The organism is Nonomuraea marmarensis (assembly GCF_043197025.1).
Classification (GTDB): Bacteria; Actinomycetota; Actinomycetes; order Streptosporangiales; family Streptosporangiaceae; genus Nonomuraea; species Nonomuraea marmarensis.
In genome coordinates, this window is the sequence record NZ_JBICRM010000030.1 from 82,894 (window position 1) to 99,427 (window position 16,534).

19 protein-coding genes are annotated in these 16,534 nt (G+C 70.1%); 6 read left to right on the top strand and 13 right to left on the bottom strand.

Going from position 1 to position 16,534, the window contains the following annotated elements:
* Positions 1-14: 14 nt before the first annotated feature.
* Entirely contained in the window at positions 15-1,055 is a 1,041-nt protein-coding gene (locus tag ACFLIM_RS36785; protein ID WP_449291493.1) for a putative RNA methyltransferase, read from the bottom strand.
* Positions 1,056-1,214: 159 nt separating this feature from the next.
* On the bottom strand, positions 1,215-2,447 hold the full coding sequence (gene rho, locus ACFLIM_RS36790) for a transcription termination factor Rho (RefSeq protein WP_393172997.1): 1,233 nt from the start codon (positions 2,445-2,447) through the stop codon (positions 1,215-1,217).
* Positions 2,448-2,709: 262 nt separating this feature from the next.
* Between rho and ACFLIM_RS36795 the strand changes: the two genes are divergently transcribed.
* From ACFLIM_RS36795 to ACFLIM_RS36805, 3 genes are read left to right on the top strand one after another with little or no spacing between them, the layout of a single operon-like run.
* On the top strand, positions 2,710-2,850 hold the full coding sequence (locus tag ACFLIM_RS36795; RefSeq protein ID WP_393172998.1) for a hypothetical protein: 141 nt from the start codon (positions 2,710-2,712) through the stop codon (positions 2,848-2,850).
* Positions 2,851-2,860: 10 nt separating this feature from the next.
* A complete protein-coding gene (locus ACFLIM_RS36800; RefSeq protein WP_393172999.1) occupies positions 2,861-3,598 on the top strand; it encodes an MBL fold metallo-hydrolase in 738 nt (245 codons plus the stop codon).
* A gap of 24 nt (positions 3,599-3,622) precedes the next feature.
* Positions 3,623-4,492: a TolB family protein gene (locus tag ACFLIM_RS36805; protein WP_393173000.1), complete on the top strand. Its 870-nt coding sequence runs from the start codon at positions 3,623-3,625 to the stop codon at positions 4,490-4,492.
* 3 nt (positions 4,493-4,495) lie between these two features.
* Here ACFLIM_RS36805 and ACFLIM_RS36810 read toward each other — a convergent pair whose 3' ends face one another.
* Positions 4,496-6,397, bottom strand: a complete 1,902-nt coding sequence (locus tag ACFLIM_RS36810; RefSeq protein ID WP_393173001.1) for a sensor histidine kinase — start codon at positions 6,395-6,397, stop codon at positions 4,496-4,498.
* A 62-nt stretch (positions 6,398-6,459) separates the two neighbouring features.
* Between ACFLIM_RS36810 and ACFLIM_RS36815 the strand changes: the two genes are divergently transcribed.
* Positions 6,460-6,888, top strand: coding sequence for a hypothetical protein (locus ACFLIM_RS36815; protein WP_393173002.1), 429 nt, complete (start codon positions 6,460-6,462; stop codon positions 6,886-6,888).
* A gap of 3 nt (positions 6,889-6,891) precedes the next feature.
* On the opposite strand, the gene ACFLIM_RS36820 is transcribed toward ACFLIM_RS36815, so the two are convergent.
* Positions 6,892-7,224 carry a hypothetical protein gene (locus tag ACFLIM_RS36820; protein ID WP_393173003.1) on the bottom strand — a complete coding sequence of 111 codons (333 nt, stop codon included), beginning with the start codon at positions 7,222-7,224 and terminating at the stop codon, positions 6,892-6,894.
* Between the two features lie 74 nt (positions 7,225-7,298).
* Here ACFLIM_RS36820 and ACFLIM_RS36825 point away from each other — a divergent pair, with 74 nt between their 5' ends.
* Positions 7,299-7,826 carry a DUF6886 family protein gene (locus ACFLIM_RS36825; RefSeq protein ID WP_393173004.1) on the top strand — a complete coding sequence of 176 codons (528 nt, stop codon included), beginning with the start codon at positions 7,299-7,301 and terminating at the stop codon, positions 7,824-7,826.
* On the opposite strand, the gene ACFLIM_RS36830 is transcribed toward ACFLIM_RS36825, so the two are convergent.
* The 8 genes from ACFLIM_RS36830 to xylA all read right to left on the bottom strand — a co-directional run bounded on the left by ACFLIM_RS36830 (position 7,792) and on the right by xylA (position 14,772).
* Complete coding sequence (locus ACFLIM_RS36830) at positions 7,792-8,763, bottom strand: ketopantoate reductase family protein (RefSeq protein ID WP_393173005.1); 972 nt, start codon at positions 8,761-8,763, stop codon at positions 7,792-7,794. The two genes, ACFLIM_RS36825 and ACFLIM_RS36830, sit on opposite strands and share 35 nt — an antisense overlap.
* 12 nt (positions 8,764-8,775) lie before the next feature.
* Entirely contained in the window at positions 8,776-9,504 is a 729-nt protein-coding gene (locus ACFLIM_RS36835; protein ID WP_393173006.1) for a glycosyltransferase family 2 protein, read from the bottom strand.
* 60 nt (positions 9,505-9,564) lie between these two features.
* Positions 9,565-9,774, bottom strand: a complete 210-nt coding sequence (locus ACFLIM_RS36840; RefSeq protein ID WP_393173007.1) for a phosphotransferase — start codon at positions 9,772-9,774, stop codon at positions 9,565-9,567.
* Between the two features lie 99 nt (positions 9,775-9,873).
* On the bottom strand, positions 9,874-10,095 hold the full coding sequence (locus tag ACFLIM_RS36845) for an AAA family ATPase (RefSeq protein WP_393173008.1): 222 nt from the start codon (positions 10,093-10,095) through the stop codon (positions 9,874-9,876).
* A complete protein-coding gene (gene lysS / locus ACFLIM_RS36850; RefSeq protein WP_393173009.1) occupies positions 10,092-11,702 on the bottom strand; it encodes a lysine--tRNA ligase in 1,611 nt (536 codons plus the stop codon). Before lysS ends, ACFLIM_RS36845 begins: the two co-directional genes overlap by 4 nt.
* Before the next feature lie 78 nt (positions 11,703-11,780).
* The gene (locus ACFLIM_RS36855) at positions 11,781-12,884 is read right to left on the bottom strand and encodes a Gfo/Idh/MocA family protein (RefSeq protein ID WP_393173010.1); all 1,104 of its coding nucleotides are present in this window, start codon (positions 12,882-12,884) and stop codon (positions 11,781-11,783) included.
* Entirely contained in the window at positions 12,881-13,624 is a 744-nt protein-coding gene (locus ACFLIM_RS36860) for a sugar phosphate isomerase/epimerase family protein (RefSeq protein WP_393173011.1), read from the bottom strand. Before ACFLIM_RS36860 ends, ACFLIM_RS36855 begins: the two co-directional genes overlap by 4 nt.
* A complete protein-coding gene (gene xylA / locus ACFLIM_RS36865) occupies positions 13,621-14,772 on the bottom strand; it encodes a xylose isomerase (protein ID WP_393173012.1) in 1,152 nt (383 codons plus the stop codon). The genes ACFLIM_RS36860 and xylA overlap by 4 nt, the downstream gene beginning before the upstream one ends.
* 90 nt (positions 14,773-14,862) lie before the next feature.
* Here xylA and ACFLIM_RS36870 point away from each other — a divergent pair, with 90 nt between their 5' ends.
* Positions 14,863-15,975, top strand: a complete 1,113-nt coding sequence (locus ACFLIM_RS36870; RefSeq protein ID WP_393173013.1) for an ROK family transcriptional regulator — start codon at positions 14,863-14,865, stop codon at positions 15,973-15,975.
* On the opposite strand, the gene ACFLIM_RS36875 is transcribed toward ACFLIM_RS36870, so the two are convergent.
* Complete coding sequence (locus ACFLIM_RS36875; protein WP_393173014.1) at positions 15,972-16,487, bottom strand: DinB family protein; 516 nt, start codon at positions 16,485-16,487, stop codon at positions 15,972-15,974. The two genes, ACFLIM_RS36870 and ACFLIM_RS36875, sit on opposite strands and share 4 nt — an antisense overlap.
* Positions 16,488-16,534 lie beyond the last annotated feature (47 nt).

Consider the following 16,534-nt stretch of genomic DNA (forward strand, 5'->3'; position numbering starts at 1 on the left):
GTCGCACATGTCCGTCAAGAAACGGACCTTGATCGGGGTGTGGGCTCGAAGGTAGACAGATGAAACGCCGCGTGCGTTACTACTTTTTCGCGCCTTTTCGCGACATTTTGGGAGACAAATCCCGCGATTCGCTCATCAAGCTCGGCCTCGTCGGTATGCCACGCACTCGGGCCCATCCCGACCACTCGGGCGATGTCGCCATGCCCCAGCTCCATCTCGAACTCGATCGAGCGCCGCCCGGTCTCGACGAACCCCTCCAGGCTGCGCGCCACCCTGCGCTCCTTCTCCTCGTCCACGGAGAGCAGCCCCAGGTCCTCGACCAGCGGGCTCAGGTGCGTCCTGGCAGGTGTGACGACCACCACGACCCCGTCCGGTCGCAGGATCCTGCTGAACTCCGGCCCGTTCCTGGGCGCGAACACATCGATCACCACATCGGCCACCCCACTCCGGATGGGGAGCGGTCGCCACACGTCCGCCACGAACGCCCCCAGCCTCGGATGCGCCCGCGCCGCCCGGCGTACAGCGTGCTTGGACACATCGAACGCCATCCCGATGCCACCGTTCACCGCATTGAGCGCGGCCACCAGATAGTGCCCGGTGCCCGCGCCGGCGTCGACGATCACCGGCGCGACCCTGCCCTCCGCGCGACGACCCTCGACGATCTCCGGCTCCTGCCCGGGACCTCCTGGTCCCACGCCGTAACCGGCCTCCACTCCCGCCCCACGGTACGCCCTCAGCTCCCTGCCGTCATTCGTTTCGGTAGAGGACTCATGTTTTCCTGGAACGTTCTCAGGAACCCCATGTGCCTTTACCGTCTCCGCCACGGCCGCGGTCAGCGGGGCGTAATGCCCGGCGTCGAGAAACTCGGCCCGCGCGGCCACCATCGCCGCGCTGTCGGCGGTGCCGGGTGGTCTGGAGCCGACGAGCAGGCTGACGTATCCCTGCTTGGCCACGTCGAACGTATGCCCTTGCACGCACCGGAGCGTCGACTCGCCCAGCCGCAGGTCGGCGCGGCAAACGGGGCAGATGAGGTATTCGACGATGTCGGCCAGCATGCGCCCATTCTCGCGGACCCGCGGGACGTGGCGCCGCCGTGCGGGTGCGGCCGGGATGGCGTCTCAGGTGGCCATGCGCTGCAGTGTGGCGCGATGAACGCGCATTGGAGGGCGATGGGCGTGTGGTGATGGCGGTGAGCGACCCGGGGCCGTGGGGCGTCAGGCGCTGGCTTCGAGGAGGAAGGCGGCGTTGGAAGGTGTGGAGCGGAGCTTGCTGACGAGGAGCTCGAGCCCCTGCTGCTTCTCGAGAGTCGTGAGCATCCGGCGCAGCCGCCAGATCACCTGCTGCTCCTCCGCATGCAGCAGGATCTCCTCCCGCCGAGTCCCCGAGGCGTCCAGGTCCACGGCCGGGAACAACCGCCGCTCGGCCAGCTCCCTGACCAGGTGCAGCTCCATGTTCCCCGTGCCCTTGAACTCCTCGTACAGGTTGTTGTCCATCCGCGACCCCGTGTCCACCAGCGCGGTGGCGAGGATGGTGAGGGAGCCGCCGCCCTCGACGTTGCGGGCGGCGCCGAAGAAGCGCTTGGGCGGGTACAGCGCCCGGGCGTCGATGCCGCCCGTCAAAACGCGTCCCCCGCTGGGCGCCAGGTTGTTGTACGCCCGCCCCAACCGCGTCAGCGAGTCGAGCAGCAGCACCACGTCCTGCCCCGCCTCCACGAGCCGCTTGGCCCGTTCGATGGCCAGCTCGGCGATGGCGGCGTGGTCGCGGTCGGGATGGTCGAAGGTCGAGTAGAAGACCTCGCCCTGGATGGTGGCGCGCATCTCGGTGACCTCCTCGGGCCGCTCGCCCACCAGGAGGACCATGAGGTGCACCTCGGGGTGGTTGCGGGCGATCCCGGCGGCCAGCGCCTGCAGGACCATGGTCTTGCCGGCCTTGGGCGGTGCGACGATGAGGCCGCGCTGCCCCTTGCCGACGGGCGCGAACAGGTCGATGACGCGCGTGCTGAGCGACTCGGTCTCGATGTTGAGCCGCTCGGTCGGGTGTATGGGTGTCAGGTCGGCGAACCTCGGCCGGTCGCGCCAGTGCGCGGACCCGTTGACCGATTCGACGCCGACGAATTTGTTCCCTGCGAAAGACGCCACGACGTGGTCGCCGGGCCGCAGGTCGTACTGCCGGATCCGGTCCGGCGGCAGCCGCACGTCGCCCGGGCTCGGCAGATGTTCGGCCCGGAGGAACGCGGACTTGTCGCCGACGTCCAGGAGACCGCTCACCTGCCGGATGGGCGTGGAGGCACGCTGCTCTGGAATGGTGTGCACAGACATGATGAACCCCTTGAGGGAGTGCGCCGGAACCCAGAGGGCCGGCGGGTGATGAAAGGAAGCCTGGCCCCTCAACTCGGGGCGGAGCTTGAAGATCAAGCGGAGCTCGAGCTCAACGCTTGGTGGCAACATACCACACGATCTGACCCATGAAACGCCTAGCCCTCTTGGGCTATTCCCGGGCGGTTCCCGGGGTTTCGCGCGCGAGCACCGGACAGGGCGCGTGACAATGTTCTTCTCAGCACCACGCCGCGACGAAAATTACCGCGGCGTGTGTAGCGAAGGGCACAGTACCCCCATCGGCGCAGCGTCATCGTGTCAAGTGGTATGCAGGATCCCTGCAACTCGGTGAGGGTTCCATAGGACGAAAGAACCTCCTTGGGGGAGCAGCATCATGAAGACCAACCACTGCCCGCGGTGCCACCACGAGCTCGACGAAGGCCCGATCGTCTACAGGTGCGCGCACTGCCGCCGCGCCGTCTACGCCGCCGACCTCGAGAACGAGTACGTTCCGCGCCAGCCCGTCGCCGCCTAGTCTTGGCGGGGTGCACAGACCGATAAGCGTGTCCGGCGTCGAAGTGACACCACTCTGCGACGCCGTGGGCCCCATGGGAGCGGCGATCCACCGCCCGCTCGCCCAGATGTTCGCAGGTTCCGGCCTCGAGGACGAGCCGTGGGTCCTGCACTTCCACTGCTATCTGCTGCGCGACGCGGCAGGCCGGCTGACTCTCGTCGACACCGGCATCGGCGGCGAAGATTCGCCCGCGTCCAGCTGGGCGCCGGTTCCCGGCACGCTGACCGGTGAGCTCGCCGCCGCGGGCGTCACGCCCGCCGAGATCGGCACCGTCATCCTCACCCACCTGCACAGTGACCACGCCTCGGGCGCGGTGGCCGATGGCGGGCCGGCGTTCGAGAACGCCCGTTACGTGCTCCAGCAGGCCGAGCTGGAAGCGGCTCGCGGCCCGATGCTCGACCAGGTCGTCGCCGCCATCAAGGGACAGCTGCAGGTCGTCGAGGGTGACGCCGAGGTCGCGCCGGGTGTGCGCGTCCACTTCGCGCCGGGGCACACGCCGGGCCACCAGATCGTCCGGGTCGGTGACGTCGCCATGACCGGCGACCTTGTGCTCCACCCCGTACAGCTGGAAGATCCCGGCATCCGCTACCTCTACGACGACGACCAGGAGGCGGCCGCGCGCACGCGCGCCGAGGTGCTGGCCGCGCTCAGGGCCGAGCGCGCGATTCTCGCCACTGCTCACTTCAGCGAGCCTTTCCTGCGTCTTTGAGTGGCTCGGGCAACATGGGTGCTCATGAAGATTCGTGTTGTCGCCGGCGCCGTGCTCGGCGCCGTCCTGGTGGTCCCGTCGGTCGCGTCGGCCGCCACCACGCCTGAGCTCTCGGGCGGGGCAGTCTATGTGAGCGCGGCCAACCAGCTCAGCCGGTACGAAGACGGCAAGTGGGCCACACTGGCCAAGACCGGAGACCTACCGCAGTTCTCCGCCTCGCCCGACGGCAAGAAGGCGGCCTGGGTGACCTCGGACGGCAGGCTGCAGATCAGGCAGGGCGGCAGGACCACCACGATCGTCAGCGCGCTCCAGGGCGGCACCCCGTGCCTCACCCCGGTCTGGTCGCCCGACTCCGCGCGGGTGGCGTACGCGGGCGCGGGCAACAAGATCATGCACGTCCGGGCCGACGGCACCGACTCCCCGCACAAGCTGGGCACCTCCGAGGGCGTCTGCCACCTCGCCTGGTCGGCGAACGGCCGCTACGTCGCCGGCTACACGGGCGAGGCCGACGCCCTCTACCGGCTCGACACGCAGACCGGCAAGGCCGTCAGGGCCAAGGGCGTCAAGCTCGTCACGCACCTGCAGAGCCTGTCGCCGGACGGCCGCAAGGCGGTCGTGGAGTTCCCGCAGAACCGTGACATGCTCGGCGACGGCGGGTGGCCCACCTGGTTCAAGCCGGTCGTCGTGGACATGGTGACCGGCAAGAGGGTGCCCATGGCGGTCAAGGGCCGGCTGCTCGGGGCGTTCTACCTGGCCGACGGCCGCCTGGTCGTGCGGGTCGGCGGCGCCGAGCACAACACGCTGGTCGTGCTCGACGGCGCGGGCAAGGAGCTCCAGCGCATCGCCGAGCCCGCCAAGGCCAGGAAGCAGGCGCTGCTCCAGGTCCTGCCGTAGGGCCTACCGCCCGCTCAGGACGGGTTGGTCGGCCAGGAGGGACGAGGGCAGGGCGACCATCGCGGTCAGGCCGCCGTACGGGGAGGGCGCCAGGGTGACCTTGATGTCGTGCCTGGCCGCGAGCCTGCCCACCACGAACAGGCCGAGCCGGTCGCTCTGCGCCAGGTCGAACTCCGGCATCTTCGCCAGCCGCTCGTTGAGCTCGTCCAGCTCGGCGCGCGGCAGGCCGAGCCCGCGGTCCTCGATCTCGATCATGAGGCCGTGCGGCGTGACCGCGCTGCGCAGGTCCACCCTGGTCTGGGGCGGGGAGAAGAGGGTGGCGTTCTCGACCAGCTCGGCCATCAGGTGGGCCACGTCGGTGACCGCCGCGCCCATGAGCGCGACCGGCGGCGGCTGCAGCACCTCCACCCGCTCGTACTCCTCCACCTCCGCCACGGCCGCGCGCATCACGTCGAGTATCGGCACCGGATTGCGCCAGCCGCGCCCGGGAGCCTGGTCGGACAGGATGATGAGGCTCTCGGCGTGCCTGCGCATGCGGGTGGTGAGGTGGTCCAGCTTGAACAGGTCCGCCAGCGTCTCGGGCTCCTCCGTGGCCCGCTCCATGCTGTCGAGCTGCAGCAGCTGGCGGTGCAGCAGCGACTGGTTGCGCCTGGCCAGGTTGACGAAGACCTGGCTGACGCCGTGCCGCAGCCTGGCCTGGCTCACCGCGGCCTCGACGGCCGTGGACTGCACGTCGTTGAACGCCTGGACGATGTCGCGTACCTCGGAGGTGTGCGCCTTGACCTCCACCGGCGCCGCCTCGGCGGGCGTGGGCGGGTCCACGTTCGTGCGCAGCCGCTTGACCAGCCCGGCCAGCCGCACCTCCGCCAGCTCCGTGGCGGCGTCGCGGAGTCCGGCCAGCTCACGTACCAGGCGCTTGCGGAAGCGCAGCGAGAGCATGATCGAGGCGATGACGGCGATCAGGCCCACGCCGCCCGCCACGCCGATCTTGATCAGCATGCCGATGGCCGTCGGCGTCACCCTGAGCACGATGCTCTGCACGGCCAGGGCCTGGTCGCGCTCGACCGCCGCCCACAGGTTCTGGCCGTCGATGGGCCAGGTGGCGGCCGTGGCGGGCAGGCCGTTCGTGGCCGCCTGCCCCCTGATGGCGTCCTCGGCCTGCAGGAACTCCTTGTAGACGGGCGACGCGGCCAGCGCCTCGTACGGCCCCCGCAGTTCGCGGTCCAGATGCGACAGCGCCTGGGAGTAGAGCAGCCGCCTGGTGGCGACCATGCCCGTGAACGCCTCGCGCTCCCGCGGCTCCACCCGGCCCTTGGCCAGCACCACCGCGATCAGCGCCCGTTCCCTGGACAGCACGTCCTTGGCCTCGCCCAGCATGGTCACCGCCCTGGCCTGCTGGTAGAGGGCCATGTCGGGCACCAGGACCATGGCGTCGTACATGCGGAAGGACGCGTCCACGATCTGGCTGTAGCCGTCGATCACGTCGAGCGGCGCGACGGATGTGCCGTCCACGTCGCGGCGGACGTCCGCGAGCTGGTCGATCTTGCCGTTCAGCGCGGTGAGCTGCGCGGTCATCTCGGGTGACAGGTCGCGCTGGTTCTTGGCGAGACCGCGGAACGTCGCCACCGACCGGTCGGTCTGGCCGCGCTGCTTGGCCACCTTGGCGGCGCCTCTGCCGGTGACCAGGAACTCCACGGAGGCCAGCCGCTCGTTCTGGAGCTGGATGTTGACCTGCTCCGACGGGGTGGCCAGGTTGGTGGCCAGGTCGTTGATGGCCAGCAGGCGCAGGCCATCGCCACCGGTCAGACCAGCCGCGAACGCCCACAGGCCCACCAGGGAGAGCAGTGGGACGAGCAGCAGGATGAGGAGTTTCAGTGCGATGGGACGGCCACGCGTGGGGGGCATGCGACCTCCGGGTGCATGATGAGATCGCCTCGCAGATTACACCCCCCTTTGGAAGGATTTCTGTGCGTCTTCCGCGTTCTTTTTCCGGCTGGACCATCGCGGTCTTCGGCTTCCTCGCCTTCGCGCTCGGCCTGCTCGGGCTGATCTCGCCCGACACCCTGCTGGTCATGCTCGGTTTCGAGGTCCTCGACGTACGGGCCGCCGGTGACTACACGCTGGTCTATATGGCCGCTTCGTCGATGGCGGCGGTGAACATGGGCGTTTACTACGTGTTCGCCGCGTCCGCGAACTACACGCCGTTCTTCCGCTGGACCGTGCCGTTCAGGCTCTTGACGTTCGCGGTCTTCAGCACGCTGGTGCTGACCGGGGCGGCGCCCGGCAAGTTCTTCGGCGTCGGGCTCTGGGAGGGGCTCGGCGCGGTGATCACCGGGTTCGCGCTCTGGCGGGAGGGCAACCTGCTGCCCTCCCGCCAGAGCGCGCCCGCGACCTGACAGTTACTGCCTGGGTTCCTCGGAGCTCCCGGCCACCAGGCGATCGCCTGGAGCGGGGGCGCGTTTCTCGCCCTCCGGCCGGGCCGCCCGGCTGGAGGTCTCGGCCCTGGCGCCGCGTAGCCGGCGGCGGCGCCGGGCCGTCCTGCGCGCACCCTTGCCCAGCAGCCAGAGGCCCAGCAGCAGGACGGCCGCGGCGACCGCCCCCGCCAGGAACATCTGCACGTGGTCGAGCTCGAAGGTGTTCCCGAACAGGATGTACCTGGCGCTGTCCTCGGTGAGGACCAACGCGGCCGCGCCGCCGGCGAGCAGGATCAGGACCAGTCCCAGTAAGATCATCCAACTCACCCCTTGTCGAAAGAGCGCCTCTTCACTGCCCGGAGATCGGCGGGGTATGCGCCATGATGGCGTTCATGAGACCCGAGCCTGGCCAGGTCCTCCACTTCTCCGAAGACCCGACCATCGAGCGGTTCGTGCCGCACGTCGCGCCGACGTCCGCGCTGAGGGAGCCGTACGTGTGGGCGGTCGGCCACGAGCGCTGCCCCGACTACTGGTTCCCGCGCGCCTGCCCGCGGGCGATGGCCTGGGCCGGGCCGCGCACCACCGAGGAGGACATGACCCGGATCATCGGCTCCGGCTGCGGCGAGCGGGTGCACGCCATCGAGTACGGCTGGCTCAAGGCGCTCATGGACGTGCGGCTCTACGCCTACCGCCTGCCGGCCGACGTCTTCGAGCCGATCGGGGATCCGCCGAGCGCCCTGGTCGCGAAGGTGCCGGTGTCGCCGCTCGGCCCTCCCGAGCCGGTCAGCGACCTGTTCGAGTTGCACGAGGAGGCGGGGATCCAGCTCAGGGTGCTGGCCAACCTGTGGCCGTTCTGGAAGGAGGTGACGGCGAGCACGCTGGAGTTCAGCGGGATCCGGCTGCGGAACGCTCGTCGATGAGCGCGAGCAGCGTCTCCAGCGGCATCGAGCCGGGCGGCAGCTTCTCGCGGGCGTACCTGTTGGCCTCGCGCCGCAGCACCTCGTTGACAGGGGTGGGCACGCCGTGCAACCGGCCGAGCAGCACGATCTCGCCGTTGAGGTGGTCGGCCTCGATCGAGCCGCTGCTCCTGGCCAGGCTCTGCCACGACGATCCGCCGCCGCGCCTGGAGCCTTCGATGGGGCGTACGTCCACCTGATGGCCGCGGGTCTCCAGCTCCTCCTCCGGGGTGGAGAAGTCGATCCCGGCCTCGCGCAGCACGGTCCTGGCCTCGGCCCTGGCGCGCTCGACCACCTCCGCCATGCCGGGCCCGCGGCTCAGGAGCGCGTCCGCGGCGTTGCCCAGGTTGCCGATCAGCTTGCCGTATTTCCAGCGCATCACGTCGGGCGAGGTGCGCGCCACGAGGCCGTGCTTGCCGAGGTCGGTGACGATCTGCTCGGCGAGGTCGTCCACACCCTGTGGATAGCGGCCGACGTGCAGCATGCCGGAGTAGGGGAATCCGTGCGCCTCCACGACGCCGGGCTCCAAGTGCTGGGCGGGCAGCCACACGCACATGCCGTAGACACGCTCGAACCGCCGCAGGACCGTGGCCTCGTTGTCCACGCCGTTCTGGGCGCACACCACGGGCAGGTCGGACGGCCAGGGGGCCAGCGCGGCGATCGTGTCCTGCGACTTGGTGGCCAGGATGAGCACGTCGTCGTCTTGCACCGGCACGGGACCGTCGGCGGCGGGGATGTCCAGGGTCTCAGCGGAGTCGGGAGTGATCAGGCGCAGGCCGTCGCGTCTGAGCGCCTCGTAATGGGCGCCTCTCGCGATGAGAAGGACCTCGTGCCCGCCCTGATGCAGGCGGGCGCCGATGGTTCCCCCGACTGCTCCTGCTCCGATCACTATGTAGCGCATTGTCCAAGGATGTCACTTTGCCAGGGCCACTTGGGCCTGCGCCGTCACGGCGGTGCCGCGCGCCCGCTCCCGCATGATCGTCTTGAGCACGCGCCAGCCGTCGCGCACGGCGTGCAGGTTGCTCTCGCCGTGGATTCGGGAGCGCTCGTGGCTGGGGACCTCGTGGATGACGAGGCCGGCCTGCGCGGCCCGGACGTTCATCAGGGTCTCGATCTCGAAGCCGTCGCAGTCGAGCTCCATGGCGTCGAGGTGGCGGGCCCAGAAGGCGTTGTAGCCGTAGCACAGGTCCGTGTAGCCGGTGCCGTAGAGGAGGTTCGTCAGCCCGGTGAGGAACTTGTTGCCGAGCGAGCGGATCGGACTGAGGTCGTCCGAGCCGCCACCAGGGGCGTACCTGGAGCCCTTGGCGAAGTCGGCGCCGTTGACGAGCGTGGCGACGAAGGAGCGGATCTCCCTGCCGTCGGTGGAGCCGTCGGCGTCGATCATGACGATGATGTCGCCCCGGGCGGCCGCGAAGCCCTCGATGAGCGCGTTGCCCTTGCCGCGCCGGGTCTGCACGACGACCCGGAGGTCGGGGCGCAGCCTGCGCGCGACGGCGACGGTGTCGTCGGTCGAGTTGCCGTCGACCAGGATCACCTCGTCGATCCAGTCGGGCAGCGTCGCGAAGACATGAGGAAGGTTCGCGGCCTCGTTCATCGCGGGCACGATGACGCTGACGCTGGCGGCGAAAGGCTGCTTGTTCATGGCATCAAGGTCCTCCGGCACACATGCAACCCACTTGAAAGCGCCTTGCATTGGTACTTTTTATCGGACCTCGGCCTCCGCGGCCCTGAAAAAGATCTCGTCCACGGTCTCCTCCGGGGTCTGCCGCGAGGTGTCGAGCCACAGCCCGAGGCGCGGGGTCTCGCCGCGGAGCGCCTCGCCTAGCTGGGCAATCGTCCACTCCTCGGGGTATCCGATCTTGGCCCGCGCCCGCTCGCGGCGCTCCACCGCGGCGAGGTCGGGGGCCAGCACGATGACAAACAGGGGACGAGAATGAATCAATTTCGTAAACCGTTCCAAGTCCGGCCCGAGAATGACGTCTTGGACTATTGCCGTGAATCCGGCATTGAACTACAGGTCCGCCGCGTTCGCCGCTATTCGGTAACGCAGGTGGAGCTGGCGCATCGCCTCGTCCGAGGGCTCCGGGGTCATCTCGGCCCGGCCGCCCACCACCATGCGCCTGAACGTGTCACCCCGCACGTGGGCCGACCGCGGCAGCCGCTCGGCCAGCGCCTGGGCCACGGTGGACTTGCCGGCGGCCGAGATGCCGGTGATCAGGACGACGCCGTTCACCCGCCGACGAGCTTCCTGACCCGGTCGGCGCCCACCGCCATCAGCAGGGTGGGCAGCCTGGGACCGGTGTCGCGGCCCACGAGCAGCCGGTAGAGCAGGGCGAAGAAGGCCCGCTGCGCCGCCTTCAGCTCGGGCGTCGGCTTGGCGTCCGCCGCCAGCCCCGCCTGCACCTTCGGCACGCCGTAGACCAGCGTGGTGAGGCCGTCGAGCGACCAGTCGCCGAGCCCGTCGGCCAGCAGCCGCAACGACTCGCGCTCGTTCCGGCCGAGCGAGCCGAGCAACTCCTCGTCCGGCGTCTCGCGCACGCGGGTGCGCTGGTCGGCGGGCAGGTGATCGTCGACCCAGCGCTGCGCCCGGTCCAGGCGCGGACGGGCCTCGTCGAGGTCGCCGACCCCGTCGAGGTCGCGCAGGATGCGCAGGGTCTGCTCGGCGTGCCCGGTCGTGATGTCCACGACGGAGGCCAGCGTCCGGTAGGGGACGAGGTGGGGAGTGGCCTCGAGCGGGCCCGCGGCCGTGCCCACCGCGCGGTTGTAGGCGGCCAGCTCGGCGGGCTGGGCCTGGCCGGCGTCGACCTTTCGGCCGAGGGCGTCCCACTCGTCGTAGAGCCGCTGGATCTCCTGGTCGAAGGCGATCTTGAAGGACTGGGCGGGCTTGCGGCGGGCGTACAGCCAGCGCAGCACGGGCGCTTCCATGATCTCCAGGGCGTCTGCCGGGGTCGGCACGTCGCCCTTGGAGCTGCTCATCTTGGCCATGCCGGTGATGCCGACGAACGCGTACATGGGGCCGATCGGCTGCTCGCCGCCGAACACCTCGCCGACGATCTGGCCGCCGACGATCCACGCGGAGCCGGGAGAGTGGTGGTCGACCCCGGACGGCTCGAAGATCACGCTCTCGTGGGCCCAGCGCATCGGCCAGTCGACCTTCCACACCAGCTTGCCGTGGTCGTGCTCGGCCAGCCGGACGGTCTCGCCGAAGCCGCACTCGCAGGTGTAGGCCAGCTCGGTGGTCTCGTCGTCGTACGCGGTGACCGTGGTCAGGTCGCGCTCGCACAGGTCGCAATAAGGCTTGTACGGGAAGTAGTCCTCCACCTGCTTGGACCGGTAACGCGACAACACGGCGTCGATCCTGGCCCGCTCGCGCACCGCCAGCAGGATCTGCTCGCGATAGGCGCCCGAGGTGTACTGCCCGGTCTGGCTGATGCCGCGATAGTCGACACCCAGCTCCTCCAGAGCCGCGATCATGGGCGACTTGAAGTGCTCGGCCCAGTTGGCGTGCGGGCTCCCCGGAGGCGCGGGCACCGAGGTCAGCGGCTTGCCGATGTGCTCGGCCCAGGACGGGTCGATGCCCTCGACACCGGCGGGAACCCGACGAAAACGGTCGTAGTCGTCCCAGGACAGCAGGTGCACGCACTCCAGGCCGCGCCGCCGGATCTCGTCGGCGACCAGGTGGGGGGTCATGACCTCGCGCAGGTTGCCCAGGTGGATCGGGCCCGACGGGCTCAGACCCGAGGCGCAGACGATCGTTTTGCCCGGGGCGCGTCTCTCCGCCTCGGAGATCACCTCGTCCGCGAACCTGGAGACCCAGTCGGTCTCGCCACTTTCAGCCATCGCGCCATTGTGGCGGGTCCGCCGGGTACAAGCCAACGCGTTACGCGGTGACCATACCGAGTATGGTCACCGGCGACGTTACGACAGGGTGGCCGCGTACGGGTCCCAGTCCGCTGGGAGCGGCTCCGGCGCGGTCGTGGTGGACGTGATCCGGCGGAACTCGGAGCGCTCGCCCGACCCCGAGATGGCGGCCATGAGCTCCAGTACGTGGAACGCCAGCGCGCCCGAGGCGCGGTGCGGCGTGCCCGCACGGATCGACCTGGCCAGGTCCAGCACGCCGATACCGCGCCCCGCCGTCGTGCCGGACAGCGGCACCTCGCGCCAGTCCTTGTCGTGCAGCCCTCTGGCCAGCAGCGGCCCCTCGAACGTGTTGGGGTCGGGGAGTGACAGGGCGCCCTCGGTGCCGATGATCTCGATCATCCGGCGGTTGACGGGCGAGTCGAAGCTGAACGTGGCCGCCGCCGTGGCCGTGCCGGGGAAGTCCAGCAGGGCGTTGACGTGGGTCGGGACATCGACGGGGAACGCGTTGCCCGCCTTCGGTCCCGAGCCGACCACGCGCTGGTCGCGGGCCCTGCGCGTGTCGGCCGCCACCTGGGTGACCGGGCCGAGCAGGGACACCAGGGCGGTCAGGTAGTAGGGGCCCAGGTCGAACAGGGGACCTGCGCCGGGCTGGTAGAAGAACTCGGGGTTGGGGTGCCAGGACTCCGGGCCGAGGCTCTGCGTGGCGGCCGTGACGGCGACCGGCGCGCCGATGAGGCCGGCGCGCAGGGCGTGCGCCGTCGACTGGAGCCCGGCGCCCAGGAAGGTGTCGGGGGCGCCGCCGACGCGCAGGCCCAGGTTCGCGGCCTCGTCCATGACCTTCGCCGCCTCGTCCGTGTCCATGGCGAGGGGCTTCTCGCCGTACACATGCTTGCCCGCGCGCAGGGCCTCCAGCGCGACGGCCGCGTGCGCGGCCGGGATCGTGAGGTTGACCACGATCTCGACCTCGGGCAGCGCGAGCACCGTGCCGAGCGTCCCCGACACGGGGACGTCGTGCTCCCGGGCGACGGCCGCGGCCCGATCGGCGTCGAGGTCCGCGACGCCGAGCACGCGCACGTCGGGGAAGGCGTTGAGGTTGCGGAGGTACTGGCCGCTGATCACTCCGGCGCCGACCAGGGCGACGCCGACGGGGCCGTTGCTCAAGAGCTCTCCAAGGAGGTGAGGTAGGCGTGGCTGTCCGCGAGAGCGGCGAAGACGTCGGTGGCGCACTCGTCGAGCTCGACGATGCGCCAGGCGTCCGGCGCGGCGGCGAGGATCTCGGGTACGGGCATGACGCCCCTGCCGACCGCGGTGTGCGGCTCGCCCTTGACGACCGGGCCGTCCTTGACGTGTAGTGCCAGCGCGCGCTCTCCGAGGCGGCCGAGCAGGGCGGGCACATCGGCGCCGCCCACCTGCGCCCAGTAGGTGTCTATCTCCAGGAACACCCCGGGGGCGAGCAGGTCCGCGAGCGCCTCGATGGCGTGCCGGCCGTCGATCTCCGGCTCGATCTCCCACCAGTGGTTGTGGTATCCGATCCGCATTCCGTGCCCGGCGGCCTGCTCGGCCAGGCCGTTCAGCAGGTCGGCGGTGCGCGAGAGGCCGTCGCGGGTGGTGAACTCCTCGTGCGCGATGCCGCCCGGAATGATCACCAGATCGGTACCGACCGTGGCGATCGCGTCGAAGACCTCCCCGGGCTCCTTGCTGAGCAGCGCGTACGCGTGCGTACTCGACACGCTCAGCCCCAGGTCGTCGATGACCTGGCGGAAGCCCTTGGGATCGGTCGTGGGGTCGTAGGGCTCCACCGACCGGTAGCCGATCTCCGCGATCCGCCTCAGCACGGTGTCGCGGTCGGCCGCCAGCGGCTCCCTGACGGTGTAGAGCTGAACGCTGATGGGTTTCGTCATCCGCGTACCCCCAGGAGATGCTCGAGAGCGAGCTGGTTGAGGTGGGTGAAGTGGAAGCCGCGCCTGGCCGCCACCTCGGGGTCGAAGTCGTCCTTGGCCAGGTCGGTCCAGGTCTCGCCGGAGGCGAGGGTGGGCTGGGCGAGTTCGTCCACGCGGGAGGCGCGCAGGGCCTCCTGGACCTCGGGGTCGGCGCGGAAGGCGCGCGACTTCTCCTTGAGGATCAGGTACGTGCTCATGTTCGCCGCGGCCGACACCCACACGTCCTCGGGGTCCTCGGTGCGCAGCGGCTTGTAGTCGAAGTGCCTCGGGCCGTCGTAGCCGCCGTGCTCCAGCAGGTCCACCAGGAAGAAGGCGCTCTTGAGGTCTCCGTGGCCGAAGATCAGGTCCTGGTCGTACTTCGGGCCGTGCTGGCCGTTGAGGTCGATGTGGAAGAGCTTGCCGTGCCACAGAGCCTGGGCGATGCCGTGCACGAAGTTGAGCCCGGCCATCTGCTCGTGGCCGACCTCGGGGTTGAGGCCCACCATCTCAGGGTGCTCCAGCTCGCCGATCAGCGCCAGGGCGTGGCCGATGGTCGGCAGCAGGATGTCGCCGCGGGGCTCGTTCGGCTTGGGCTCGATGGCGAAGCGGAGGTCGTAGCCCTTTTCCAGGACGTACGAGCAGAGCAGGTCGAGGCCCTCCTTGTAGCGATCCATGGCCGCCTTGACGTCCTTGGCCGCGTCCGACTCGGCGCCCTCGCGGCCGCCCCAGCAGACGTAGGTCGTGGCGCCGAGCGAGGCCGCCAGGTCGATGTTGCGGATCACCTTGCGCAGGGCGTACCGGCGGACGTCGCGGTCGTTGCTGGTGAACGCGCCGTCCTTGAACACCGGGTGGGTGAACAGGTTCGTGGTGGCCATCGGCACCTTCATGCCGGTCTCGTCCAGGGCCTTCCGGAACGCCGCGACGGCCTTGTCCCTGTCGGGCTCGACGGCCAGCAGGTCGTCGTCGTGGAACGTGACGCCGTACGCGCCCAGCTCGGACAGCCGGTGCACGCTCTCCACCGGGTCGAGCGCCGGGCGGGAGGCGTCGCCGAACGGGTCGCGGGCCTGCCAGCCGACGGTCCACAGGCCGAAGGTGAAGCGGTCGTCGGGGGTGGGAGTGAATGCGGTCATCTGTGCGGCTCCTCTACCTTTAGTCCATAATCTGTACATAATCCTGAGGAGGTGGACATGGTTGCGTCAAGGGGTGTCCGGCATGATTCCATGCGCGCCCGTAACCTGGCCGTAGTACTGGGGACCATCCACCGATCAGGACCTAACACCAGGGCCGCGCTCGCTGAGATGACCGGGCTCACCAAGACCACCGTGTCCAGCCTGGTCTCCGACCTGCTGGAGGCGGGGGTGGTGACCGAGAGCGGCGCCGTGCGGGGCGGCGAGCGCGGGCGGCCGGGGGTGGCGGTGAGCCTGAGCGGTCATCGGGTGGCCACGCTCGGGTTGGAGATCAACATCGACTACCTGGCCGCTTGTGTCGTCGATCTCACCCGTACGGTGCGGCTGCGTCGTACGAGACCGGCCGACAACCGCAACTCCAGCCCGGCCGGCACCCTGCAGGGGCTGCGCGACCTCGTGAAGGAGACCACGGCGGAGGCCGGAGAGGCCGGGCTGCGGATCATCGGCGCGGCCCTCGCCGTGCCGGGCACGGTCGAGGGCGGGGTGTTGCGGAACGCGCCGCACCTCGGCTGGCGGGACGTGCGGATCGCGGACCTGACCGACCTGCCGTTCGCCATCGACAACGAGGCGAACCTGGCGGCGCTCGGCGAGTTGTGGTTCGGCTCGCGGGCGGCGGACTTCCTGTACGTGTCCGGCGAGATCGGCATCGGGGCCGGGCTCGTGGTGGGCGGGACGGTGTTCCGGGGCACGTTCGGGCTGGCGGGCGAGCTGGGTCACGTCGTCGTCGTGCCCGACGGGCCCGCGTGCAGGTGCGGCGGGCAGGGCTGCCTGGAGGTCTACGCGGGCCAGGACGCCCTGCTGGGAGACCTGGGCTCGGTGGCCGAGCTGGTGGCGCGGCTGGAGTCGGGGGACCGGCGGGCGGTGGCGGCGTGCGAGCGGGCCGGGCACGCGCTCGGGGTCGCGCTCACCTCGGCCGTGCACCTGATGGACCCCGGCAGGATCGTGCTCGGCGGGATCTACGCGCCGCTGTTCCGGTGGCTGGAAGGGCCGGTCGCGGAGGGCCTGGGAGTCCGGCTGGCGCACATGCGCGGCACGCCCCCGGCACTCGTGGTGTCGGGGATCGGCGCGGACGCGGCCGTGCTGGGGGCGGCGGGGCTGATCATCCAGCGGCTCATCGCCGATCCCGCGCAGGTGCTCGGCCTTTAGTAGTAACCCTTCTCGCCGTCGAGCAGCTCTCTGACGGTGTCCAGGTGGCCGGCGTGCCTGGCGGTCTCCTCGACCATGTGGATCAACATCCAGCGCAGGGTGGCGCCGGCCGAGCGGTAGCCGGGGTGCTTGCCCACGTCGTCCAGCGAATGGGCGGCGACGATCTCGTTCGAGATCGCGCACTGCTGCTCGTACTCGTCGAGGAGGCGCGCGAGCGGGACACCCTCGACCCTCATCTCCTTGTCCTCCACGCCCTCGTCGAACTGCGGGTTGTCGCCGGAGGGGCGGCCCAGGAAGAGGACCTCGAACCAGCAGTGCTCGGTCCAGCGCAGGTGGGAGATCAGCCCGGCCACGGTCATGAGAGGCGAGGTGGGCAGGACGGGGCGGTGCGCGTCCTCCTCCGGCAACCCCTCGCACTTCCACTGGGCGATCGCGCGCTGCATGTCGAGCCAGCCGACGAGCTGGACGCGCTCGTCTGCCACGAAGGGAGGGCGTACCCGCGGGAGACTCATGTGCGCCGACGCTACTTCAGCCGTACCGACATCGCACTGTATTTTCT